At 61.1% G+C, this 24,366-nt stretch carries 23 protein-coding genes; 15 read left to right on the top strand and 8 right to left on the bottom strand.

All coding sequences use genetic code 11. The features are described 5' to 3' along the window. Positions 1–13 precede the first annotated feature (13 nt). The 6 genes from pip (at position 14) to infB (ending at position 7,302) form a co-directional block, all read left to right on the top strand. The gene (pip, locus tag ACR0D8_RS19780; RefSeq protein WP_480649120.1) at positions 14–991 is read left to right on the top strand and encodes a prolyl aminopeptidase; all 978 of its coding nucleotides are present in this window, start codon (positions 14–16) and stop codon (positions 989–991) included. Beyond that, the gene (locus ACR0D8_RS19775) at positions 988–1,809 is read left to right on the top strand and encodes an ABC transporter substrate-binding protein (RefSeq protein WP_480649118.1); all 822 of its coding nucleotides are present in this window, start codon (positions 988–990) and stop codon (positions 1,807–1,809) included. Before pip ends, ACR0D8_RS19775 begins: the two co-directional genes overlap by 4 nt. Positions 1,810–1,969: 160 nt before the next feature. Beyond that, positions 1,970–2,560, top strand: a complete 591-nt coding sequence (gene rimP / locus ACR0D8_RS19770; protein WP_480649116.1) for a ribosome maturation factor RimP — start codon at positions 1,970–1,972, stop codon at positions 2,558–2,560. Next, a complete protein-coding gene (gene nusA / locus ACR0D8_RS19765; protein ID WP_480649114.1) occupies positions 2,560–4,173 on the top strand; it encodes a transcription termination factor NusA in 1,614 nt (537 codons plus the stop codon). The genes rimP and nusA overlap by 1 nt, the downstream gene beginning before the upstream one ends. 22 nt (positions 4,174–4,195) lie before the next feature. Next, positions 4,196–4,819, top strand: coding sequence for an RNA-binding protein (locus tag ACR0D8_RS19760; RefSeq protein WP_480649112.1), 624 nt, complete (start codon positions 4,196–4,198; stop codon positions 4,817–4,819). 8 nt (positions 4,820–4,827) lie between these two features. Beyond that, complete coding sequence (gene infB / locus ACR0D8_RS19755) at positions 4,828–7,302, top strand: translation initiation factor IF-2 (RefSeq protein ID WP_480649110.1); 2,475 nt, start codon at positions 4,828–4,830, stop codon at positions 7,300–7,302. A 60-nt stretch (positions 7,303–7,362) separates the two neighbouring features. Here infB and ACR0D8_RS19750 read toward each other — a convergent pair whose 3' ends face one another. The 5 genes from ACR0D8_RS19750 to ACR0D8_RS19730 all read right to left on the bottom strand — a co-directional run bounded on the left by ACR0D8_RS19750 (position 7,363) and on the right by ACR0D8_RS19730 (position 12,042). After that, a complete protein-coding gene (locus ACR0D8_RS19750) occupies positions 7,363–8,190 on the bottom strand; it encodes an alpha/beta hydrolase (protein WP_480649108.1) in 828 nt (275 codons plus the stop codon). 3 nt (positions 8,191–8,193) lie between these two features. Then, positions 8,194–9,078: a tryptophan 2,3-dioxygenase gene (locus tag ACR0D8_RS19745; protein ID WP_480649106.1), complete on the bottom strand. Its 885-nt coding sequence runs from the start codon at positions 9,076–9,078 to the stop codon at positions 8,194–8,196. A 62-nt stretch (positions 9,079–9,140) separates the two neighbouring features. Then, positions 9,141–10,169, bottom strand: a complete 1,029-nt coding sequence (tdh, locus tag ACR0D8_RS19740) for an L-threonine 3-dehydrogenase (protein WP_475163321.1) — start codon at positions 10,167–10,169, stop codon at positions 9,141–9,143. Between the two features lie 14 nt (positions 10,170–10,183). Beyond that, complete coding sequence (locus ACR0D8_RS19735) at positions 10,184–11,368, bottom strand: glycine C-acetyltransferase (protein WP_480649104.1); 1,185 nt, start codon at positions 11,366–11,368, stop codon at positions 10,184–10,186. Between the two features lie 110 nt (positions 11,369–11,478). Continuing rightward, a complete protein-coding gene (locus ACR0D8_RS19730; RefSeq protein ID WP_480649102.1) occupies positions 11,479–12,042 on the bottom strand; it encodes a helix-turn-helix domain-containing protein in 564 nt (187 codons plus the stop codon). Positions 12,043–12,160: 118 nt separating this feature from the next. On the opposite strand from ACR0D8_RS19730, the gene ACR0D8_RS19725 reads away from it, so the two are divergent. Next, positions 12,161–13,336, top strand: coding sequence for an acetyl-CoA C-acyltransferase family protein (locus ACR0D8_RS19725; RefSeq protein ID WP_480649101.1), 1,176 nt, complete (start codon positions 12,161–12,163; stop codon positions 13,334–13,336). Between the two features lie 97 nt (positions 13,337–13,433). On the opposite strand, the gene ubiB is transcribed toward ACR0D8_RS19725, so the two are convergent. Both ubiB and ubiE read right to left on the bottom strand, forming a co-directional pair. Beyond that, on the bottom strand, positions 13,434–14,963 hold the full coding sequence (gene ubiB, locus ACR0D8_RS19720; protein WP_480649099.1) for a 2-polyprenylphenol 6-hydroxylase: 1,530 nt from the start codon (positions 14,961–14,963) through the stop codon (positions 13,434–13,436). Positions 14,964–14,966: 3 nt separating this feature from the next. Further along, positions 14,967–15,713, bottom strand: coding sequence for a bifunctional demethylmenaquinone methyltransferase/2-methoxy-6-polyprenyl-1,4-benzoquinol methylase UbiE (gene ubiE, locus ACR0D8_RS19715; RefSeq protein WP_480649097.1), 747 nt, complete (start codon positions 15,711–15,713; stop codon positions 14,967–14,969). A 78-nt stretch (positions 15,714–15,791) separates the two neighbouring features. On the opposite strand from ubiE, the gene ACR0D8_RS19710 reads away from it, so the two are divergent. From ACR0D8_RS19710 to recF, 7 genes are all read left to right on the top strand, one after another. Continuing rightward, on the top strand, positions 15,792–16,460 hold the full coding sequence (locus ACR0D8_RS19710) for a hypothetical protein (protein ID WP_480649096.1): 669 nt from the start codon (positions 15,792–15,794) through the stop codon (positions 16,458–16,460). Position 16,461: 1 nt separating this feature from the next. Further along, complete coding sequence (gene mutM / locus ACR0D8_RS19705) at positions 16,462–17,313, top strand: bifunctional DNA-formamidopyrimidine glycosylase/DNA-(apurinic or apyrimidinic site) lyase (RefSeq protein ID WP_480649094.1); 852 nt, start codon at positions 16,462–16,464, stop codon at positions 17,311–17,313. A gap of 66 nt (positions 17,314–17,379) precedes the next feature. Beyond that, positions 17,380–18,156, top strand: coding sequence for an enoyl-CoA hydratase (locus ACR0D8_RS19700; RefSeq protein ID WP_480649092.1), 777 nt, complete (start codon positions 17,380–17,382; stop codon positions 18,154–18,156). A 233-nt stretch (positions 18,157–18,389) separates the two neighbouring features. Next, positions 18,390–18,653: a 30S ribosomal protein S20 gene (gene rpsT / locus ACR0D8_RS19695; protein WP_475155119.1), complete on the top strand. Its 264-nt coding sequence runs from the start codon at positions 18,390–18,392 to the stop codon at positions 18,651–18,653. Positions 18,654–19,205: 552 nt separating this feature from the next. Continuing rightward, complete coding sequence (gene dnaA, locus ACR0D8_RS19690; RefSeq protein WP_480649090.1) at positions 19,206–20,609, top strand: chromosomal replication initiator protein DnaA; 1,404 nt, start codon at positions 19,206–19,208, stop codon at positions 20,607–20,609. A 228-nt stretch (positions 20,610–20,837) separates the two neighbouring features. Beyond that, positions 20,838–21,959: a DNA polymerase III subunit beta gene (gene dnaN / locus ACR0D8_RS19685; protein ID WP_475155113.1), complete on the top strand. Its 1,122-nt coding sequence runs from the start codon at positions 20,838–20,840 to the stop codon at positions 21,957–21,959. Between the two features lie 38 nt (positions 21,960–21,997). Next, a complete protein-coding gene (recF, locus tag ACR0D8_RS19680; protein WP_480649088.1) occupies positions 21,998–23,095 on the top strand; it encodes a DNA replication/repair protein RecF in 1,098 nt (365 codons plus the stop codon). On the opposite strand, the gene ACR0D8_RS19675 is transcribed toward recF, so the two are convergent. Further along, a complete protein-coding gene (locus ACR0D8_RS19675; RefSeq protein WP_480649086.1) occupies positions 23,092–23,658 on the bottom strand; it encodes a carboxymuconolactone decarboxylase family protein in 567 nt (188 codons plus the stop codon). The two genes, recF and ACR0D8_RS19675, sit on opposite strands and share 4 nt — an antisense overlap. Positions 23,659–23,756: 98 nt before the next feature. Here ACR0D8_RS19675 and ACR0D8_RS19670 point away from each other — a divergent pair, with 98 nt between their 5' ends. Then, positions 23,757–24,329, top strand: coding sequence for a TetR/AcrR family transcriptional regulator (locus tag ACR0D8_RS19670; RefSeq protein ID WP_480649084.1), 573 nt, complete (start codon positions 23,757–23,759; stop codon positions 24,327–24,329). Positions 24,330–24,366 lie beyond the last annotated feature (37 nt).

Below are 24,366 nucleotides of genomic sequence, written 5' to 3'. Positions count from 1 at the left end.
ATATAGGGCCATAATGGACAAGTACCCGGACCAAAAGCGCGCAGTTCAATATCTGTACCCGCCGATCGATCCCTTCGATCAGCGCATGGTGGATGTGGGCGAGGGCCATCGAATATACATGGAACAATGCGGCAATCCCAATGGGATACCGATTGTGGTGCTGCATGGCGGGCCCGGCGGCGGGTGCAGCCCGGCGATGCGGCGCTATTTCGATCCCGATGTCTATCGGGTGATTCTGTTCGATCAGCGCGGTTGTGGGAGGTCGCGGCCTCATGCCTCGGTCACCGACAACACCACTTGGCATCTGGTTGCCGATATCGAACGGCTGCGGACCTTGCTGGATATCGACGACTGGACCGTGTTCGGCGGCAGCTGGGGTGCGACCCTGGCGTTGATCTACGCGCAAACCCACCCCGACCGGGTGAACCGGCTGGTGCTGCGCGGCGTGTTTCTGGCGACGCAGGCCGAGTTGCAGTGGTTCTACGGCGGCGGCGGCGGCAAATTCTGGCCGGAACAATGGGCCAAGTTCACGGCCCTTCTGACCGAGGCTGAGCTGTCGGATACGATCGGTGCCTATAACAAACGCCTGTTTTCAGGCGACCGCGCGACGGAGATTCTTTATGCCCGGGCCTGGTCGGCCTGGGAAAACGCGCTGGCCTCGATCCATTCGCAGGGCGCGGTTGGCGAAAGCCCCGGCGAATACGCGCGGGCCTTTGCGCGGCTGGAGAACCACTATTTCATCAATGGCGCGTTTCTTGAAACTGACGGGCAGATTCTGGATCACATGGACCGGATCGCGCATATCCCCGGCCACATCGTGCAGGGGCGCTATGACATGATCTGCCCGCCTCAGGCCGCGTGGAATCTGGCCGAACGCTGGCCGGGGGTCGAGTTGAAGATGGTGCGCCAGGCAGGTCACGCCTTGTCCGAACCGGGCATCAGCGCCGAGCTGGTGCGCATCATGGATCGTCTGGCGGAGGGTGTGGCATGACCCGGATCGACCGCCGCGCATTGTTTGCCTCGGGTGCCGCCGCCGCGTTGCTGGCGGCCACGGGGGCCTCGCTGGCGGACGCGCCCAAAACGGGCGGAACACTTCGCCTTGCAGTGCCGCGCGATGACAGCCTGGAACAGGTGGCGCGGGGTGCCGTGTTCGACAATCTGACTGAGATCGCACCCGACGGAACGCTGCGGCCTGAACTGGCGACCGGATGGCAGACCGATGCCGACGCCCGCGTCTGGAGTTTCGACCTGCGCGAGGATGTTCTGTTTCACGACGCCGCACCCCTGACCGTCGAGGATATTGTCGGGACGCTGGACGGCATAGGCCGTGTTGAGGCGCTGGCCGCGCATCGCGTGCAAATCGAATTGCCGGACGCCAATCCCGGTCTGCCGTTTCTGCTGGCCGACAGCCGTTTTGTCATCACCCGGAACGGGCAGGGCGTCACGCCATTGCGGGCGGCAAACGGCACCGGATGCTATCGCGTCGAGCGGGCCGAGGATGGCCGCCATTTCCTTGGCCGAAAAGTGACCGGACACTATAAGGACGGTCTGGCGGGCTGGGCCGATGCTGTGGAAATCATCGTCATCCCCGACGCCCATGTGCGGGCCGAGGCGCTGCGGGATGGGTTCGTGGATGTCGCGGTGCAACCCGCGATGGAGGATCTGGGCGCGCAGCGCGGTCTGCGTTTTCACCCCGGCGAAACCGATATGGCGCTGGCCGCAGCCGCCCATGTGGGCATGCCGCGCCAGATCGGCGCGGGTCGCGCGCTGGATGACGGCCGGATCGCCGAACGGTGGTGGCTGGCTTAAATCCGATCACGAATCCCGCCGGGGGTTGCAGACTCAACAACTCCTGCGTATATGCAGTTTCAACAGCGGCGCGTTGGACTTCTGGTCCGGGGCTCCACCGGAAATTTCGACGGGCCGCGCGCCCGTTTTTTTGTGCCCGGATGACAGGGTAGAGAACCTTATGACGAACGACCTGATAGCCAAAGCGGCGATTGACCGGCGACTGGCCGAGATTATCACCCCTGTGATCGAGGATCTGGGGTATGAACTGGTCCGCATTCGCCTGATGAGCGGCAAGCAGACCACGCTGCAGATCATGGCCGATAAGCCCGATGGCGGGATTGAAGTGGATGACTGCGCCGAGATTTCCAACGCGGTTAGCGCCACGCTGGACGTCGAGGACCCGATCCTCGACGCCTATACGCTGGAAGTGTCCAGCCCCGGCATCGACCGTCCCCTGACCCGTCTCAAGGATTTTGAGATGTTTGAAGGGTATGAGGCCAAGATCGAGACCGCCGAACTGATCGACGGCCGCCGCCGTTTCAAGGGCGAACTGGCCGGGATCGAAGGGGATGAGGTTCTGATCAACATCCCCGAAGGGGCTGAGACGATCACCATCGGTCTGCAATTCGACTGGTTGAGCGACGCCAAGCTGGTCCTGACCGATGACCTGATCAAGGAAATGCTGCGCCAGCGCAAAGACGCCGGTGCCCTGAACGAAAACGCTTTCGACGAGATTGAGACCGAAGGGTCCGAAGAGGAGACGAACTGATGGCAATCACCTCAGCCAACCAGCTGGAGCTGCTGCAGACCGCCGAGGCCGTGGCCCGCGAAAAGATGATCGACCCCGGTCTGGTTGTCGAAGCGATGGAAGAATCGCTCGCCCGTGCCGCCAAGAGCCGTTACGGCGCGGAAATGGACATCCGTGTCAGCATCGACCGCAAGACCGGCAAGGCAACCTTTACCCGTGTGCGCACCGTGGTCGAGGATGAAGAGCTTGAGAATTATCAGGCCGAGATGACCGTCGAGCAGGCGAAACAGTACATGGAATCGCCCGAAGTTGGTGACGTCTTCGTCGAAGAAGTTCCGCCGGTCGAAATGGGCCGTATCGCCGCTCAGTCCGCCAAGCAGGTCATTCTGCAGAAGGTGCGCGAAGCGGAACGTGATCGTCAGTACGAAGAATTCAAGGATCGCGCAGGCACCATCATCAACGGTGCGGTCAAGCGCGAAGAGTTCGGCAACGTCATCGTCGATCTGGGCGGGGCCGAGGCCGTTCTGCGCCGCAATGACAAGATCGGTCGTGAAAGCTATCGCCCCAACGACCGCGTGCGTGCCTATATCAAGGAAGTCCGCCGCGAGGTTCGCGGCCACCAGATCTTCCTGTCGCGCACCGCGCCGGAATTCATGGCAGAACTGTTCAAGATGGAAGTGCCGGAAATCTATGACGGCATCATCGAGGTCAAGGCCGTGGCCCGTGACCCCGGTTCGCGCGCCAAGATCGCCGTGATCTCGTATGACGGCTCGATCGACCCCGTCGGGGCCTGCGTTGGTATGCGCGGCAGCCGCGTGCAGGCCGTTGTGAACGAGTTGCAGGGTGAGAAGATCGACATCATCCCGTGGAACGAAGATCAGCCGACCTTCCTGGTGAACGCGTTGCAGCCTGCCGAGGTCTCAAAGGTGGTTCTGGACGAAGAAGCCGGTAAGATCGAAGTTGTGGTGCCTGAGGAGCAATTGAGCCTCGCCATCGGTCGCCGTGGTCAGAACGTGCGTCTGGCCAGCCAGCTGACCAATCTGGACATCGACATCATGACCGAAGCCGAGGAATCGGCGCGCCGTCAGAAGGAATTCGAAGCCCGCACGCAGCTGTTCATGGAAAGCCTCGATCTGGACGAATTCTTTGCTCAGCTGCTGGTGTCGGAAGGCTTCACCAACCTCGAAGAAGTCGCTTATGTCGAGATCGAGGAATTGCTGGTGATCGACGGCGTCGACGAAGGCACCGCGCAGGAGCTGCAGACCCGCGCCCGCGAATTCCTGGAAGCGCAGGCCAAGGCGGCGCTGGACAGCGCCCGCAGCTTGGGCGCGGAAGACAGCCTTATTGAATTCGAAGGCCTGACCCCCCAGATGGTAGAGGCGCTGGCCAAGGATGACGTGAAGACTCTGGAAGACTTCGCCACCTGCGCCGACTGGGAACTGGCCGGTGGCTGGACCACGGTCGATGGTGAGCGCATCAAGGATGACGGTGTTCTGGAGCCTTTCGGCGTCACGCTGGAAGAAGCACAGGATCTGGTCATGACCGCGCGTATCATGCTGGGCTGGGTTGATCCGGCTGAGCTGGAACAAGCGGAAGAAGACGGCGAAGCCGTTGAAGAGGAGGCCGAGGCCTGATCTCAGGCCTCGGGTGGCTGACATGGGTCGCGGTGGCGTCCATAAGGATCGGTCCGAAGGACCTGAACGCAAGTGCATCGCCACGGGCGAAATTCAGCCTAAATATGGGTTGATACGCTTTGTGACGGGGCCGGACGGTCAGGTCTACCCGGATGTTGCGGCAAAATTGCCGGGGCGTGGTGTCTATGTGGCGGCGGATCGCGCCGCGCTGGACAAGGCCGTTGGCAAGAAACTGTTCGCACGCGGGTTCAAGGCACAGGTGAGCGTGCCCGGGGACCTGACGGCCGAGGTCGAAAAGCAGGTCGCGCGCCGCGTGATCGAACTGTTGAGCCTGGCGCGCAAGTCCGGCGATGCGGTCGCGGGCTATGAAAAGGTCAAGACGTGGCTGGACCGGGAAGAGGCGAGTGTGCTGATTCAGGCCATCGACGGATCGGGGCGCGGCAAGTCGAAACTCAGCACGCCGCATTTCGGCAAATACATCGGCTGGCTGACCGCGGACGAGCTGGGACAGGCATTTGGGCGCCAAACCGTGATTCATGCGGCGCTGGCCTCTGGCGGACTCGCCAAACGTGTTGTAGAGGAAGCGCAGCGCCTGCGTGGCTTGCGCGAAACGGATGACGGCGGCAAGGGCCGCGCGGAAGGGTAAGAAGCTTTATGAGCGATAGTGACGGCAAAAAGACATTGGGTCTTCGTGGCGGGGCACGCCCCGGAAATGTGAAACAGAGTTTCAGCCACGGACGCACCAAGAATGTCGTGGTGGAAACCAAACGCAAACGCGTGGTGGTCCCCAAGCCGGGTGCCAGCAAGCCGGGTGGCGGAGCGACGCCCTCGGGTGATCCTTCGCGTCGTCCTGCGGGAATTTCCGACGCCGAAATGGCGCGCCGCATGAAGGCGTTGCAAGCGGCCAAGGCACGCGAGGCCGAAGAGGCCGCCCAGCGTGAGGCCGCCGAAAAGGCGCGCGAAGAAGAGCGCGCCCGCCGGCGTGCCGAGCAAGAGGCCAAGGAACGCGAACAGCGTGAGGCCGAGGAACGCGCCCGCCAGAAGGCCGAAGAGGAAGAGCAAAAGCGCAAGGAGGCAGAAGAAGCCGCCAAACGCGCCGCCGCCGCCCCGGCCCCCGAAGAACCCAAAGCCGCCCGCGCCCCGGCCAGCAAACCGGCACCCGCCGCGACCCCGCGCAAGCAGGAACGCGAGCGCGAACAGCGCGGTCGCGGCAAAGGTCGCGATGACAACCGCCGTTCGGGCAAGCTGACACTGGGTCAGGCCACCGGTGGCGAAGGCAACCGCCAGCGTTCGATGGCCGCCATGAAGCGCAAGCAGGAGCGGGCGCGTCAGAAAGCCATGGGCGGCACGGTCGAGCGGGAAAAGGTGATCCGCGACGTGCAGCTGCCCGAGGCGATCATGGTCTCGGAACTGGCCAACCGTATGGCCGAGCGTGTGGCAGACGTGGTCAAGTCGCTGATGCAGATGGGCATGATGGTCACGCAGAACCAGACCATCGACGCTGATACGGCTGAACTGATCATTGAGGAATTCGGTCACAAGGTCACCCGCGTATCCGATTCGGATGTCGAGGACGTCATCAAAGAGGTCGAAGACAGCGAAGAGGATCTGCAGGCGCGTCCGCCGGTCATCACCATCATGGGTCACGTTGACCACGGCAAAACCTCGTTGCTGGATGCGATCCGCGACGCGCGGGTTGTGGCCGGTGAGGCCGGGGGGATCACCCAGCATATCGGCGCCTATCAGGTGAAAACCGATGGTGGTACCACGCTGACCTTCCTGGATACGCCGGGCCACGCGGCCTTTACCTCGATGCGTTCGCGCGGGGCTCAGGTCACGGATATCGTGGTGCTGGTTGTGGCCGCCGACGACGCGGTGATGCCGCAGACGATCGAGGCGATCAACCACGCCAAAGCGGCCGAAGTGCCGATGATCGTGGCGATCAACAAGGTCGACAAGCCGGACGCAAACCCGGACAAGGTGCGCACCGATCTGCTGCAACACGAAGTCATCGTTGAGAAAATGTCGGGTGAGGTTCAGGACGTCGAAGTGTCCGCCATCACCGGTCAGGGTCTGGATGAATTGCTGGAAGCCATCGCCCTGCAGGCCGAGATTCTGGAGCTGAAAGCCAACCCCGATCGCGCCGCCCAAGGTGCCGTGATCGAGGCGCAGCTGGATGTGGGCCGTGGCCCCGTCGCCACCGTTCTGGTTCAGAACGGCACGCTGCGTCAGGGCGATATCTTCGTTGTGGGTGAGCAATACGGTAAGGTCCGTGCGCTGATCAACGACAAGGGCGAGCGTGTTCAGGAAGCCGGTCCCTCGGTTCCGGTCGAGGTTCTGGGTCTCAACGGAACGCCCGAGGCCGGTGACGTGCTGAACGTGACCGAGACCGAAGCGCAGGCCCGTGAGATTGCCGAATACCGCGAACAGGCCGCCAAGGACAAACGCGCCGCCGCCGGTGCCGCGACCACCCTTGAGCAGCTGATGCAGAAGGCGAAAGAGGACGAAAACGTGGCAGAACTGCCGATCCTCGTCAAAGCCGACGTGCAGGGCTCGGCCGAAGCCATCGTTCAGGCGATGGAGAAGATCGGCAACGATGAGGTCCGCGTACGCGTGCTGCATTCGGGCGTGGGTGCAATTACTGAGACGGATATCGGTCTGGCCGAAGCCTCGGGCGCACCGGTCTTTGGCTTCAACGTCCGTGCCAATGCATCGGCGCGGAACACCGCGAACCAGAAGGGCGTGGAAATCCGCTATTACTCGGTGATCTATGACCTCGTGGATGACGTGAAAGCCGCCGCATCCGGCCTGCTGAGCGCCGAGATCCGCGAGAAGTTCATTGGTTACGCCGAGATCCGCGAAGTCTTCAAGGTCACCGGCGTTGGCAAGGTTGCCGGCTGTCTGGTCACCGAAGGCGTGGCACGTCGGTCTGCAGGCGTCCGCCTGCTGCGCGACAACGTGGTGATCCACGAAGGCACGCTGAAGACGCTGAAGCGCTTCAAGGACGAGGTGGCCGAGGTTCAGTCGGGTCAGGAATGCGGTATGGCGTTCGAAAACTACGACGATATCCGCGCAGGCGACGTGATCGAAATCTTCGAGCGTGAGGAAGTTACCCGCACGCTGGACTGATCCCGTTCCAAATGGAAACAGAAAACAGCGGTCCCCTTGGGCCGCTGTTTTTCTTTGCGGCTAGTGCGGTGCGGGCAGGAACGTCCCCGGATGCATGATGATGTCAAAATGCTGCATCCCTTTTTTCAGATCGAAACTGACCGAATGCCCGCCCTTGCGCAGCAATTCGGCATAATCCCGGCTCTGACGGATGAATTCGGGCGTGTCGCGTTCTGCCACCGTTACCCGATAGCGCGGGCCGGGGGCGGGCAGGTGCAGGATGGGGGACAGGTCATGTATTTCGACCGGGCTGAGTTGCAGCGGATCGTTCACCGGTGTCAGGCTGATCGGTTCAAGATCGTATACGCCGCTGATCAAAATCACATCCCTGACCCGTAGCCCCGCGCGGGCCAGCGCATCGGCCGAGGTCGCCATCACCATACTGGCCAGCTGCGCCCCGGCGCTGTGGCCGGACAGGGTGATCCGCGACGGATCGAACCCCAGTTCAGGTGCGTTGGCCGCAAGCCAGAGCAGGGCGCTGCGGCACTCGTCAATCATGTCTCCGATACGCGCGTCCGGGGCGATCGTATAGTTCAGCGTCGCAAATGACTGTTCGGCTTCGACAAGTGCCGGGGCCATCATTGCCGAGTCGCGCTGGCTGAGCGCCTGCCAATACCCGCCGTGAATAAAGATGTGCAGCGGTGCGCCCGTGCCTTTGGCGGGAAAGAAATCCAGAACCTGCGCCGGGCTGTCTCCATAGGCGAGGTTCTCTTTCACCTGCATTTGTGCCCTGTGCTGTGCGCTCAGTGCGGTGTAGCTGTCGATATAAGGTGTCAGATCGCCGCCGATCATGGATCGGGGCGAATATTGCTGATCCAGTTCGTCCTGAGTGAAACCGCGATACAGCATCGCTTACTCCTGCTCGGTATACATCAGTTCGGTGCGCATGTCGTAAAGGTCGTGAAAGAACCGTAAATCCAGCGCTTTGCGCAAGAAGGCGACGCCACTGGACCCGCCGGTTCCCGGTTGCATTCCGATGACACGTTCGACTGCGGTAACATGGTCAAAGCGCCAGCGCTGAAACAGGGATTCCACGTCCATCAGCTTCTCGGCGAGCGCGTAGAGGTCCCAATACTTGTCCGTATCGCGGAACACCTGCGCCCAGATTTTCACAACGCGCGGATCGCCGGAATAGGGCAACGCATAATCCCGGTCCAGCAGGTCGCTCGGCACGTCAAATCCCTGGCGCGCCAGCATAAACAGCACCTCGTCGTAAAGCGACGGCTTGCTCAGCGCGGCGTTCAGTATATCCATGACCTCGGCGTCATGTTCATGAACCTTCAGGGTCGAGGCGTCCTTGTTGCCCAGAATGAATTCGATCTGGCGATAGCCATAGCTTTGAAAGCCCGAGGAATTGCCCAAAGCGTGCCGAAAAGTCATGTAATCCGCAGGCGTCATGGTCAGCAAGGTTTCCCACGCCGAGATCAGCTGCCGCTGGATCGCCTTGACCCGGTCGAGATTCTTCATTGCCGGACCGAAATCATCCTGTTGCAGAAAATGGCGCACCTCGACCAGTTGGTGATGCATCAGCTTCAGCCACAACTCGCTCACCTGATGGATGATGATGAACAGCATTTCATCGGGTTGCGCGGGGTCCTGAAAGGTCTTTTGCAGGTTCAGCAGGGTCTTGAGCTGCAGGAAATCTCCATAGCTCTTGCGATGGGTTTCAGCGAAATCGGTGACCAGCGTGTCCTCGATCCCGCGTTCCAGAAACCTGTCGTCCTTGTTGTCACCCATTTGCTCCTCCAACGCCTGAGTTCGCCCCTGTTTAGGGGCTAAACCCGCGCAGTTCCAGAGCGTTAGGTCCAGTCCAGCACAACTTTGCCCGACCGGCCGGACTTCATCGCGGCAAAGCCGTCCGCAAAGTCGTCGACACCGAACCGGTGCGTGATGACGCGGCTCACATCCAGACCGTTCTGCAACATGGCAATCATCTTGTACCAGGTTTCGAACATTTCGCGCCCGTAGACGCCCTTGATGGTGATGGCCTTGAACACGATGCGGGACCAGTCGACCGGGGATTTTCCGGGTGGAATACCCAGCAGGGCGATCTTGCCACCCATCACCAGCGCCTCGACCATCTGGTCCAGCGCGATTTGCGAGCCGGACATCTCAAGCCCCACATCGAAGCCTTCCTTCATGCCCAGTTCTGCGATGACGTCCTGCAATTCAGCCTTTGACACGTCAACCGTGCGCACGGTTGGCACCACATGTTCGGCCAGTTTCAGGCGGTCGGGGTTGATATCGGTGATCACAACATGCCGTGCGCCGGCATGACGGGCGACGGCGGCGGCCATGATCCCGATGGGACCCGCACCGGTGATCAGAACATCTTCGCCCAGCAGGTCGAAACTAAGCGCCGTGTGCACGGCGTTGCCCAGCGGGTCGAGGATGGCGCCGATCTCATCGGGCACGTCATCCGGCAGGGGGACAACGTTGAAGGCGGGCAGTTTCAGGTATTGCGCAAAGGCCCCCTGTTCATTCACGCCGATCCCGCGCGTGCCGGGGTCGAGGTGGAATTTGCCTGCCCGGCTCTGCCGGCTGTCGGTCGTGATCAGGTGCCCTTCGCCGGAACAGCGCTGGCCGACCTCCAGCCCGGTCACGTTGCGCCCCGTCTCGACGATCTCACCGGCAAATTCGTGGCCGGTGATCATCGGCACCGGCACGGTGGCCGAGGCCCAGTCATCCCAGTTCCAGATATGGATATCCGTGCCACAGATACCGGTCTTGTTGACGCGGATCAGAACCTCGTCCGGGCCGATCTCGGGCACCGGGGCCTGAACCATCCAAAGACCCTCTTCCGGTCTGGATTTTTCCAGTGCCTTCATTGTGTTGGGTCGCATCAGATCACTCCCAAATCCTTGCCGACCTTGCCAAAGGCGGTCAGTGCGCGATCCAGTTCGTCCCTGGTCAGAGCCGCATTCATCTGCGTCCTGATCCGCGCCTGACCGCGTGGAACGACCGGAAAGAAAAAGCCCGAGACATAGACACCTTCGTCGAACAACCGCGAGGCCATGTCCTGCGCCAGCGTCGCCTCGCCCAGCATGACCGGGATGATCGGGTGTTCACCGGGCAGCAGGTCGAATCCCAGCTTTTCCAACCCGGCGCGCCAATATTTGGCATTGCCGAACAATTGGGCGCGCAACATCTCACCGTCTTCGACCAGACGGATCGCCTCAAGCCCGGCGGCGACAATGGAAGGCGGCAGCGAGTTTGAGAACAGATAGGGCCGCGCCCGCTGCCGCAGCAGGTCGATCACTGGCTGCGGCCCGGCGATATAGCCGCCGATTGCCCCTCCCAATGCCTTGCCCAGGGTTCCCGTCAGAATGTCCACGTCGACGCCGAAATGATCAGGCGTTCCCGCCCCGTTCGGCCCCATGAAACCGGTGGCATGGCAGTCATCGACCATGACGATGGCGTCGTATGTGTCGGCCAGTTCGCGGATTTTCGGCAGGTTGGCCAGATAGCCATCCATCGAGAACACGCCGTCGGTCGCGATCATGATATGCCGCGCCCCATCCTCGCGCGCCTGTTTCAGCCAGGCTTCGAGGTCGTTCATGTCGTTGTTCATGTAGCGATAGCGCTTGGCCTTGCACAGCCGCACCCCGTCGATGATCGAGGCGTGGTTCAGACTGTCCGAGATGATGGCATCCTCGGGGCCCAGAAGCGGCTCGAACAGCCCGCCATTGGCATCGAAACATGCGGCGAACAGGATCGCGTCGTCCTTGTTCAGGAATTGGGCCAGCTTCTGCTCCAGCTCACGGTGAATATCCTGAGTGCCGCAGATGAACCGGACCGAGGCCATGCCAAACCCTTTTGGCTCCATCGCGGATTTGGCCGCGTCAATCAACGCCGGGTGATCCGCCAGACCCAGATAGTTGTTGGCGCACAGGTTGATGACCTGTTTGCCGCCCACGGTAATCTCGCCGCCCTGAGGCGAGGTGATCATTCGTTCACGTTTGTACAAGCCTTCCGCTTCGATCTGCGCGAGGGTGTCCGTGATGTGGGACAGGAATGCATCTGCCATGGCGATCTCCTTGCTCTGAGTCGCGTTTCTAACATAGCGGATGAAATTCCCAAATAGGAGAATTACAGTATGAAGGAAAATATTCCGTGAAGGTGGAAATCGACCGGCAATCAGGCGTTCTTGACGATCAGGAACACCCGGGCCGCGCCATTGGAGGTAATGGAATGCGCAATATCGGCAGCATACCGGGCGGTGTCACCTTCCCGCAGTTCGGAAACCGCCGTGCCCGATGTGACGCGCACCGCTCCTTCCAATACGGTCAGTTGTTCACGCGCGCCCCTAGCATGAGGCTGGCTGTTCAGGGCCCCGCCCTTGTCGAACCGGATGTCATAGACCTCGTGCCCGCCGGCCTCTTCCGGGGGGGACAGGATGCGTATCCGGCAATGCGTACCCATGTTGTCGATGCTGGGCACCTCGGAGGATCTGAGCACTTCGATTTGGTCGGTGGCCTTTGCATCCTCAAGCAGACCCGCGAAATCCACCTGCAAGGCGCGGGTCAGGTTCCAAAGGGTCGAGATGGTCGGGCTGCTTTCGCCCCGTTCGATCTGGCTGACCATCGAGCGGGACACCCCGCTGAGGTTGGCCACCGCCTCAAGCGACAGCCCCTTGGCCCGGCGGGCTTCTTTCAGGCGGGCGGGCAGGCGTGTCAGGATATCGTCTGAATTTTCCGTCATGACGGAATCTCATGCGCCTTTGCCCGGCCGATGTCAATTCCGCTTGTGACGGAACGTCCCATGGGACAGCCTGATACGACGGATGCATAGTGCCGCCAAATCCAGGAGGAGAAGAGACATGAAAGATATCGTCATTCTTGATGGGGCCCGCACGGCAATCGGCACTTTTGGCGGGGCGCTGGCCTCGACCGCGCCCATTGATCTGGCAACGGTGGCGACCGAAGCGGCGCTGGAGAAATCCGGTGTCGAGGCGGCTCAGATCGGCAATGTGGTCTTTGGTCATGTCATCAATACCGAGCCGCGCGACATGTACCTGTCACGGGCCGCCGCCAAACAGGCCGGCATCCCGGTTGAAACGCCGGCAATGAACGTGAACCGTCTGTGCGGGTCCGGGGCGCAGGCGATCGTGTCGGCGGTGCAGTCTCTGATGCTGGGCGACGCGGACTTTGCGGTGGCCGGCGGCGCGGAAAGCATGTCCCGCAGCCCGTATATCGTGCCGCAGGCCCGCTGGGGCGCAAAGATGGGCGATGTAACCTCGCTGGACATGATGCTGGGCGCGCTGAATTGCCCCTTTGGGACGGGTCATATGGGCATCACGGCGGAAAACGTGGCCGATGAACACCAGATCACCCGCGAGCAGATGGATGAGTTTGCGCTGACCAGCCAGACCCGCGCGGCGACGGCGCTGGAGGCAGGGTATTTCCAGAGCCAGATCGCGCCGGTTCAGGTCAGGGTCAAGCGCGACATGGTCGATTTCATGGTCGACGAGCACCCCAAGACAACGTCCGCCGAGGCATTGGCGGGGTTGCGCCCGGCCTTCCGGAAAGACGGGCGGGTGACGGCGGGGAACGCCTCGGGCATCAATGACGGCGCGGCAGCGATGGTTCTGGCGACGGCAGAGGCGGCTGAGAAGGCCGGGCTGAAGCCGAAAGCGCGCATTCTGGGATATGGTCACGCCGGTGTTCGCCCCGAGGTCATGGGCATTGGTCCGGTTCCGGCGGTGCAGAACCTGATGGCCCGCACTGGGTTGTCGGTAGATGATTTCAACGTGATCGAAAGCAATGAGGCTTTCGCCGCACAGGCGCTTGCCGTGAACAAGGAACTGGGTCTGGATGCGGCCAGGGTAAACCCCAACGGTGGCGCGATTGCACTGGGCCATCCGGTGGGCGCAACCGGGGCAATCATCACGCTGAAAGCGCTCTACGAGTTGGAACGCGTTGGCGGGTCCAAGGGGCTGGTGACCATGTGCATCGGTGGCGGTCAGGGGATCGCCATAGCCTTCGAGCGGCTCTGATCCCCGGGCCGGGCAGGGGGGCTGTCTGCCCCCCATCGCGCCTTTGGCGCGATTCCCCCCCCGAAGGTATTTTTGGCCAGATGAAGCGGGCGGTTTTTTAGCCGAACGCGGTCAGCAGAAGAACGACGGCAGCGCCTGCGGCGGCCCCGATTGCCGCGGGCAGAAGCGCAGCCCACAGGCCCGAAGGGGAAGGTTCATCCTTATGGGTCTGCGCGATCAGCGCGTTTTCCACCAGTGCGGGCAGACGGGGTCCAAAACGCGCCAGAACCATTGCGGTTTTGCCGAAATCCCGGAGCGCGGCGCGGGGACCGATGGACTGCTTTATGTAATCCTCGACCACCGGGCGGGCGACTTCCCAGATATTGATGCGCGGGTCCAGTGACCGCGCGACGCCTTCGACCACCACCATGGTCCGTTGCAGCAGGATCAGCTCGGTCCGGGTTTCCATGCCGAACCGTTCCGTAACCTCGAACAGGTAATTCAGGAGGCGCCCCATCGAGATATAGGTGGCATCCATGCCAAAGATCGGTTCGCCGACCGCGCGCAGGGCGCGGGCGAATTCGTCGACATCCCGGTCGGCGGGCACATAGCCGGCTTCGAAGTGAACCTCGGCCACGCGCTTGTAGTCGCGGCGAATGAAGCCAAAGAGGATTTCGGCATAGACCCGGCGGGTGTATTCGTCGATATGGCCCATGATACCAAAATCATAGGCGATTATATCGCCGTTGGCCGCGACCTTCAGATTGCCCTGATGCATGTCGGCGTGGAAATAGCCGTCGCGCAGCGCATGCAGCAAAAACATCCGCAGGACGCGTTCGGCCAGATCGTGGCGATTATGGCCAGCGGCGTCCAGCGCTTCGTTTTCACCCAGCGCGATCCCGTCGGCCCAGCTGAGCGTCATCACCCGACGCGCCGACAGCGACCAGACCACCGGCGGCAGCCAGAAACCGGCGTCGTCTTTGGTATTCGCGGCATATTCGGACGCGGCCGCGCTTTCGAGGCGCAGATCCAGCTCGCCCCGCACGACACCGTCGAAATGTTCAATCACCTCCATCGGGCGCAGACGGCGGGCGCCCGGGGCGCAGAGCTGGACGATCCGGGCGGCGAAGTAGAACGCATCCACATCCTTGCGAAAAGCGCGCTCGATTCCGGGACGCAGGACCTTGACGGCGACGTCTTCGCCGGTGCTTGTCAGCTTGGCCTTGTGGACCTGAGCGATCGAGGCGGCGGCTATCGGTTCGCTGAAATCCGAAAACATCTGGGCCACCGGCTGCCCCAGTTCCTTTTCGACCTCGGCCAGCGCTTCGCTACGCGGAAACGGGGGAAGCTTGTCCTGCAATACGCGCAGCTGCTCGGCCAGTTCCTCGCCAACGACATCCGGACGGGTCGAAAGTACCTGGCCGAATTTGATATAGGCAGGACCCAGCGCGGTCAGCGCCCGGGTCGCGGGCGGCATGTCAGGGTCGCCCTTGTAGCCCAGCCATTGGAAGGGTTTGCCCAGCGTATGGGCCACGATCCGCAAGGCACGAGGGGCTTCGAAAGCGTCCAGGACCACATTCATGGCGCCCGTACGTTCTAGCGTGGCGCCTGTGCGGATCAGGCGGATGATGTTGTGGGGTCCACGCATATATCAGATCTTCCAGCCGGAATGCAGCGCGGCGATACCCAGGCTGAGGTTGCGGTATTTCGCGTTTTCGAAACCGGCCGCGCGGACCATGTTCAGGAAGGTCTCCTGATCCGGGAATTTGCGGATCGATTCCACCAGATACTGATAGCTGTCGTAGTCATTGGCGATCAGCTTGCCCATGCGCGGGATGACATTGAAACTGTACAGGTCGTAGAGCTTTTGCAGCCCGTCATTGGGCAACTGGCTGAATTCAAGCACCATCAGGCGGCCACCGGGTTTCAGTACCCGGAACGCCTCGTTCAACGCCTCTTGCGGGCGGGTCACGTTCCGGATGCCGAAAGAGATGGTGTACACGTCGAAGGTGTTGTCCTCGAACGGCAGAGCCATGGCGTCGCCCACCACCCAGTTCAGGCTGTCCGACATCTGACAGGCTTCGGCGCGCTGTCGGCCTTCGACCAGCATCGGCTCGGTCAGGTCCAGAACCGTGGCGTGGCCGTGGCCCGCGCGCCTGAGAAAGCGGAAGGAAATATCGCCCGTGCCGCCGGCCACGTCCAGCAGCCGCTGACCGGGGCGCGGCGCCAGCCAGTCCATCATCGCGTCTTTCCAGACCCGGTGGATGCCCATCGACATGACATCGTTCATCACGTCGTATTTCGAAGCGACCGAGTTGAACACGCCCTGCACACGTCCGGCCTTGTCGGCCTCGCGGACGGTTTCAAACCCGAAATGGGTGGTCTTGTCTTCTGTCATATCGGGCACCTTGATTCACGTATGCCCGAGATATAGCGTCCAAACCCAATACACAAACGCACAAATCATCGCGGGTCCATGTTTGAAGCCATCCAGCAAAATGTCACAGCCATTTCACACGCCTTTCAATCCAATCCGGGGGTGTTTCTGGGCATTATGTCCGTTGGACTGTTCCTTGTTTGGCTCAAGTACCGGCTGATCCGGCAGGCCGCGATCCGGTCGCAGAAGCAGAATTATGCCGGCTGGAACGTCGGGGCAAAACACGCAAAAAGGGCGCATCCGACCGGTATCGGGCACAGCGATGTTCTGGTCATGCGCCCGATCAAGGTTCTGCCGATCGCGCTGTTCTGTCTTGTTTTTTTCGGCGGCGGCGCGGCTTTTGTGGCATCTGGCGAACCTCAGAGTCCAAGAGCGTGGTTTACGGTGATCGCAGGCGCGGGCTTCAGCCTCATGAGCCTATGGCTGATCGCATTTTCCTTTACGCGCATTGTCTATGACGGTCAGACCATCGAACGCTTTGCCCTGTTTCGAAAACCCGTCTCGGTGCCGTTGGCCCAGCTGAGCGGGGTTCGTCCGATCAACAAAACGATCGCCGGCGGTGTTTATCTTGAGTTCCAGAACGGCGAGCGGATGCGTGTGATCCCGCGGATGTCCGGCTATGGGCAATTATTGGAGAAGCTGGCGCGGAACGACCCGAAGCTGGCGTTGCTGCTGCGCATGGTGCCCAAGACGAAAAAGGCGGACTGAAATGCCGGAATTGCCCGAGGTCGAAACCGTAAGACGCGGCCTGTGCCCCGCGATGGAAGGCGTGGTGATTGCGCGCGCGGATGTGAACCGCCCGGATTTGCGCTGGCCGTTTCCCGACCGGATGTCCGAACGGCTGTCCGGTCAGCGGGTAGAACGGTTGCGGCGGCGCTCGAAATACATCCTCGCCGATCTCAGCGGTGGTGAGACATTGCTGATCCATCTGGGCATGTCAGGGCGCATGACGGTTTCGGGTGATCCGCTGGGACAATTCCTTCGCGATCACCCGATGCCGGAAAAACACGACCACGTCGTCTTCCACATGGCCAATGGCGCGCGCGTGACCTTCAATGATCCGCGCCGGTTCGGGGCGATGGATCTGATGCGGACAGCCACCGCAGAAGAACACAAGCTGCTTGCGGTTCTGGGACCCGAACCGCTGGGCAATGACTTTCACGAGCAGCATCTGATCGACGCGTTCCGGGGCAGGAACACCTCGGTCAAGTCTGCCCTGCTGGATCAGGGAATCGTTGCCGGTTTGGGCAATATCTACGTTTGCGAGGCGCTTTATCGCGCCGGAGTGTCGCCACGTCGCAAGGCCGGACAAATTTCTGCCGCGCGCGTCGCGGCGCTGGTTCCGATAATACGGCAGGTCCTGGCGGACGCCATCGAGGCGGGGGGCTCGTCACTGCGCGATTTCCGGCAAGCTGATGGAGAACTTGGATATTTTCAGCACAGCTTTGACGTCTATGGCCGCGAAGGCGACCCCTGCCGGACCGACGGTTGCGATGGGACCGTCAAAAGAATCACCCAGTCCGGTCGCTCATCCTTCTATTGCGCGCAATGCCAAAGATAGCTTGATCCAGCGTTTTCGCGTGATAAGGAATCATACCTGAACGGAATAAACGAAAGTTCGCACCTCATGGCATTTGAGACGATCATCGTCGACATCGAAGACCACGTCGCCCTTATCAGGCTCGACAGGCCGGACGCGCTGAATGCGCTGAACTCGCAACTGATCTCGGAACTGTGCACGGCGCTGGAAGACGCGGACGCGAATGACAAGGTGCGTTGCATCGTCATCACCGGATCGGACAAGGCCTTTGCCGCCGGTGCCGACATCAAGGAGATGTCGGAACTCAGCTTTGTGGATGTGTTCGGTCGGAACTTCTTTGGGGACGTCAACGATCGCTTCACGGCCATCCGCAAGCCGGTGGTCGCGGCGGTGGCCGGGTATGCGCTGGGTGGCGGCTGCGAGCTGGCGATGATGTGCGATTTCATCATTGCGGCGGACACGGCCAAGTTCGGACAGCCCGAGATCAATCTGGGCGTTATCGCGGGGCTGGGCGGCACGCAGCGCCTGACCCGTTTTGTCGGCAAGTCCAAATCTATGGACATGAACCTGACGGGCCGTTTCATGGATGCGGAAGAGGCTGAGCGCGCCGGGCTGGTCAGCCGCGTTGTTCCCGCCAAGAAGCTGATGGAAGAGGCCGTCGGGGCCGCTCAGAAAATCGCCGAGAAATCGCAGCTGAGCACGATTGCCGCAAAAGAGGCAGTGAACCGCAGCTATGAATTGCCGCTGAGCGAGGGGATGCTGTTCGAACGGCGCGTGTTCCATTCGATGTTTGCCACCGAAGATCAGAAAGAAGGCATGGCAGCCTTCCTTGAAAAGCGCGCCGCGCAATTCCGGGACAAATAGTCCGGCCGGAAATTGGCACGGGGACAGGCGGGCAGCGGCCCGCCTTTTTCATATCTGCCATGCGTGGCGGAAGAATCGGCTTGGCAAACCCCACAAACTTGGATAACTAGCGCCGCTATACATGCGCGTGCGGCCCGCCTGGCCCGACTCACACTCGTGATTTCTGATCCGGTGCGGATAGTCCGTGGCGCGCAACCTTAGATAACCGTACCGAACAAAGGTCAGAGACACACATGGCAAATTCGCCCCAGGCAAAGAAACGCGCTCGTCAGAACGACAAGCGTTTTGCAATCAACAAAGCCCGCCGTTCGCGCATCCGCACCTACCTGCGCAAAGTCGAAGAAGCGATCGCATCCGGTGACAAAGAGGCGGCAACCGCAGCCCTGCGCGCCGCTCAGCCCGAGCTGATGCGCGGTGTCACCAAAGGTGTTTTCCACAAGAACACAGCAGCGCGTAAGATGTCGCGCCTGTCGTCCCGCGTGAAGGCGCTGGGCTAAGCTTTACTTGACCTATGGTCATGTAAGTAAGGCTGAACTATTTTGAAGGCGTCGCACCCTGCGGCGCCTTTTCTTATGTTGCCAGAATACCGCGCCTTCACGAAACCGAGAGATTCTTTCGGCCAAGAACCCGAGTCAATATCAGAGTTTCGTTGCCGTGAGCGCTGGCCTCTTGTTACCACTGATTCAGCGATTCACTCGCTTGGGGGGACAGGCTGTTTCATTGATCTGACTGACGGGCATCAGGATGATCGGGAAACGAATGTCGGCATGAGGCGCAAGCCGATTTGCTGATCTGCTGTGGATCTTGGGGAAACCGAAGATCCGAGCCCTGTCGAAAAATATTGATTGCGAAGCGCAACCCGGTTTCTGGGATGTCCTTTTTTTTGGATGTCGACTTGCCGGTTTGTGCTGACTTTCAGGGACAGTCCCGCCGAATCCACGCGGTTCGGCGCATGGGTATCCCTTTGCGGGTGGCGGCTTAAACCGGGCGACCGGAACTTAGTAATAAGGCCGACAGGCCAATAAAGAATGGGATGCGTGAGGCGCTTAATGACACAAGAGAAATGGGGACAACTGCGTAACAAACTGCTCAAGGCGATCGGCAAGAACAACTACACCACCTGGATCGAGCCTCTTGAATTCCAAGAGCTGCAGGACGGCGTGGCGGTGTTCTCGGTTCCGACCAACTTCATGGGCAATTATGTTAGCCAGAACTTTGCGGATCTCATCCTGTATGAGATGAATACGGCCGGTGAATCCGTGCAACGTCTGGCGTTTCGTGTCGCGGCGAATTCTCCGGTCCGCCCGTCCGGCGAGGCCGAAGCCACCACCGAAGTCACGCAGCGTTCCGCTGTAACGCAGGATGCGCCCCTGTCACGGCAGGCGGAAACGGGGAATGATCCGCTTGAGGCCCTGCAAGCCGCACCTCTGGATGCCCGTTTCACCTTTGACAGTTTTGTGGTCGGCAAGCCGAACGAACTGGCCCATGCCGCAGCGCGCCGCGTGTCCGAAGGTGGCCCCGTCACCTTTAACCCGCTGGTTCTATATGGTGGAGTGGGTCTTGGTAAAACCCACCTGATGCACGCCATCGCGTGGGAGTTGAAAACCAAGCGCCCCGATCTGAACGTGCTTTACCTGTCGGCGGAACAGTTCATGTATCGCTTTGTTCAGGCCCTGCGCGAGCGCCGGATGATGGATTTCAAACATCTGTTCCGGTCGGTCGACGTGTTGATGGTCGATGACGTGCAATTCATCGCCGGCAAGGACTCGACACAGGAGGAATTCTTCCACACATTCAACGCGCTGGTGGATCAGAACAAGCAGATCATCATCTCGGCCGATCGTGCACCGGGAGAGATCAAGGACCTTGAGGACCGCGTGAAATCGCGCCTGCAATGCGGGCTGGTCGTGGACCTGCACCCGACCGATTACGAACTGCGTCTTGGTATTCTGCAGAACAAGGTTCAGCAATACAGCAGCACCTATCCCGATCTGACCATTGCCGATGGCGTGCTGGAGTTTCTGGCCCATCGTATCTCGACCAATGTCCGTGTGCTGGAAGGCGCGCTGACCCGCCTGTTCGCCTTTGCCTCGCTGGTGGGCCGCGAGATCGACATGGAGCTGACGCAGGATTGTCTGGCCGACGTGCTGCGCGCATCCGAGCGCAAGATCACTGTCGAAGAGATTCAGCGCAAGGTATCCGAATACTACAACATCCGCTTGTCCGACATTATCGGCCCCAAGCGCCTGCGGTCCTATGCCCGTCCGCGTCAGGTGGCGATGTATCTGTGCAAACAGCTCACCAGCCGCTCGCTGCCCGAGATTGGCCGCCGCTTTGGCGGGCGCGACCACACCACTGTCATGCATGGCGTCAAGCGCATCGAAGAGCTGAAAACCACGGACGGTCAGATCGCGGAAGACGTGGAAATGCTGCGCCGCGCGCTGGAAGCCTGAGTTTCATCCCCTACCGCTCAGGAAACGCCCCGGTGCCTTGTGCCCGGGGCGTTTTCTTGTGCGCAATTATCCACGGTCGGGCAGGAACTGTGCCCGCGGGGCCACGCGCCCCTTGACGCGTTGGGCATTCCGACCCAGAAAACCATAAAAAATCCTTGTGCCTCAGGGCGGAACCGCTAACGTGCCAGTCCCGCCTATTTCGGCACGCAAGTCAGAGGAATTGAGGGTATGAAGATCAGCATCGAACGCGGCACCCTTCTCAAGGCCGTTTCCCAGGCCCAATCTGTTGTCGAACGTCGCAACACCATCCCCATACTTGCCAACGTGTTGATCGAAGCCGAAGGCGATCAGGCGATGTTCCGTGCCACCGATCTGGATATCGAAGTGGTCGACAAGGCCCCGGCGCAGGTCGAAAAAGCGGGCGCGACGACCGTGGCCGCAACGACGCTGCATGAGATCGTGCGCAAACTGCCGGACGGAGCGCTGGTGACCCTGACAGCTGACAGCGCAGCGGGCCGTCTGACGGTTGAGGCCGGCCGGTCGAATTTCTCGCTGGCGACACTGCCGAAAGAGGATTTCCCGGTAATGGCATCCTCGGAATACCAGTCGAACTTCACTGCTTCGGCGGCGCTGCTGCGGCGGTTGTTCGACAAATCGAAATTTGCCATCTCGACGGAAGAGACCCGGTATTATCTGAACGGCGTCTACATGCATGTGGCCGACGGGTCCGAAGGCGGCAAGGTGCTGCGCTGCGTGGCCACCGATGGCCACCGTTTGGCCCGCATTGACGCCGATTTGCCGGATGGCGCAGCCGACATGCCGGGCGTGATCGTTCCGCGCAAAACCGTGGGTGAGCTGCGCAAGCTGCTGGACGATGATGAGATGGACATCGCGGTGTCCGTCAGTGAGACCAAAGTGCGCTTTGCGACGCCCGATATCACGCTGACCTCAAAAGTGATCGACGGCACCTTCCCCGATTACACCCGCGTAATTCCGCAGGGCAATACGCGTCAGTTGGAAGTGGATGCCGCTGAATTCGCGCAGGCCGTGGACCGCGTGGCGACGGTTTCGTCGGAACGGTCCCGCGCGGTGAAGCTGCAACTGGATGCCGACAAGCTGGTTTTGTCGGTCAATGCTCCGGACAGCGGCGCGGCCGAGGAAGAACTGGCCGTCGCCTATGGCGACGAGCGGCTGGAGATCGGTTTCAACGCCAAATACCTGCTGGAAATTGCCTCGCAGGTCGATCGCGAAAACGCGGTCTTTCTGTTCAACTCGGCCGGCGACCCGACCCTGATGCGCGAAGGTTCTGACCAGAGCGCGGTCTATGTGGTCATGCCGATGCGCGTCTGACCGCCCCGCAGGGTGGTCACCAACGAAACGGAGGGGTCATGAGTCTGGCCCTGACCGAACTTACGGTCTCGCATTTCCGGTCTCACAAGCTGGCGCGTCTGTCGCTGGACGGGCGGCCGGTGGCCATCCACGGGCCGAACGGGGCCGGTAAGACCAATATCCTTGAAGCGGTGTCCTTGTTTTCACCCGGTCGCGGCATGCGGCGGGCCAGCGCGGCCGAGATGACAAGACGGCCCGAAGCGCTGGGCTGGAAGCTGTCCGGGCTGTTGCAGGCGCAGGGGCGGCGCTGTGAGATCGAGACCTGGTCCGAAGGCGGCGCGGCGCGGCAGGTCCGGATTGACGACAAAACCTCCAGCCAGATTGATCTGGGCAAGCTGGCGCGGGTGGTCTGGCTGATCCCGTCGATGGACCGGTTGTGGATCGAAGGGGCCGAAGGTCGCCGGCGGTTTCTGGATCGGATCGCGCTGAGCTTTGACCCAACTCATGCCGAGGCGTCGCTGATCTATGAAAAATCCATGCGCGAACGCAACCGCCTGTTGAAAGAGCAGGTGCGGGACGCCCATTGGTATGCCGCGCTGGAGGGGCAGATGGCCGAGATGGGGCATCGGATTCATCTGGCGCGCCTGTCGGCGCTGGATCATCTGCGAAGGGCGCAGGACGCGGCCGAAACCGCCTTTCCTGCTGCGGATCTGGACCTGATCCAAACCGAAGGCGCGATGCCGGAGACGGAAGATGACCTGCGCGAGGCGCTGAGCGAAAGCCGGTTCCGCGATCTGGCGGCCGGGCGAACGCTGGTGGGTCCGCATCGGTCGGACCTGTATGGCGTATTCGCGGCCAAGGGCGTACCGGCCAGGGATTGTTCGACCGGAGAGCAGAAGGCGCTGCTGGTGTCGCTAATCCTGTCGAACGCGCGGGCGCTGGCCGGGATGGTGGGTGCACCGCCGATTGTACTGTTGGATGAGGTCGCCGCGCATCTGGATGCAGGGCGACGGGCCGCGCTCTATGATGAGATCTGCGCGCTGGGGGCTCAGGCCTGGATGACGGGCACCGGGCCTGAACTGTTTGCGGAACTGGGTGACCGGGCCCAGACGCTGGTTGTCAACGACAGCGGCGAGGGCTCGGTCGTGTCGTCTTAGGCCGGTTCGGTGACTTTGCGTTTCCAGAGCAGCGGGTGGAACACTTCGTCCACCGGGGTTTGCGCCATGTGGTTGACGTAGTTCGACATGGTTTTCTGCGCCAGACCCAAGACCACATCCAGCACCGCGCGATGCGAATAGCCCGCATCAAAGAAGGCTTTCAGCTGGTCTTCGGTCGGGTTGCCACGGCTTTGCATCACTTGCAGGGTGAAGGTGCGCAGCGCCTCAAGCCGGGCCGAAGGCAGCGGCGTTTCGTTGCGAAGTGCCTCGGTGATGTCGTCGGACACCTTCATCATCTTGGCGATGCCGGTATGGGCGGGCACGCAGTAATGGCATTCGTTTTCCACGTTGATGGTCTGCCAGACGACGGTTTTCTCGTCATTGTCGAAGTCGGTCTGCAGAAACAGTTGGTGCAGGACCTGATAGCCTTCCAGATGCTGCGGGCTTTCCGCCATCACCTTGTGCAGGCCGGGCAGGCGGCCAAAGACGGCCTGCGATTTCTCCAGCAGCGGCTTTGATGCTTCGGGGGCGGATTCGAGGTCGTGGGACGGGAAATTGGCCATGTCGGAACTCCTTTTCTGGCGGCTGAGTCGGAAATAGTCTTTATTGAGTGATCGCTCAAGTATATATTTGAGCGAACGTTCAAGAATTGGTGAAGACAATGCCCCGCAAACCTACCTATGACCGAGACGCGTTGATCGAAAAAGCCCGCGATATCTTTTGGCGGCAGGGCTGGGCGGGCACGTCGCTGAAGGATCTGGAACGTGAACTGAAGCTGAAGCCGGGCAGTTTCTATGCCGCTTTCGGGTCCAAGGATGCGCTGTATGCGCTGACGCTGGAGCGTTACGCAAAAGACGGGGTCGAGCGTCTGATGTCACTGGCGCAGGAACTGGGGCCGCTCAATGCCCTCAAGGCGCAGCCGCAGGTGGTGATCGATTCAACTCAGATGCCCGTGCGGGCCTGCATGCTGGCGAAAACCTATGCCGAGTTGCAGGCAAAGGGGCACGATCTGGCCGACAGGGCAAGCGGCCACATGGTCGAGATGAAGCGCTGCTTTGCCGACCTGTTCCGGCGCGCGCAGGAGGACGGGGAAATCGCGCCCGGTCACGATCCGGACCGCCTTGCGGCGCGGTATCAATCCGACCTTCTGGGACTGCGGTTGTCCGCCGAACGCAGTGACGTGAACGCGGCAGAAATCGCCGCAGATATCGCGGCGGACCTCGATCGGCTTTGACCAGCAGGGAAAGCCGATCCCGACCACAAAATATTGG

The organism is Ruegeria sp. BG10, from assembly GCF_056538575.1.
This window is presented reverse-complemented; position numbering and strand designations above follow the sequence as displayed.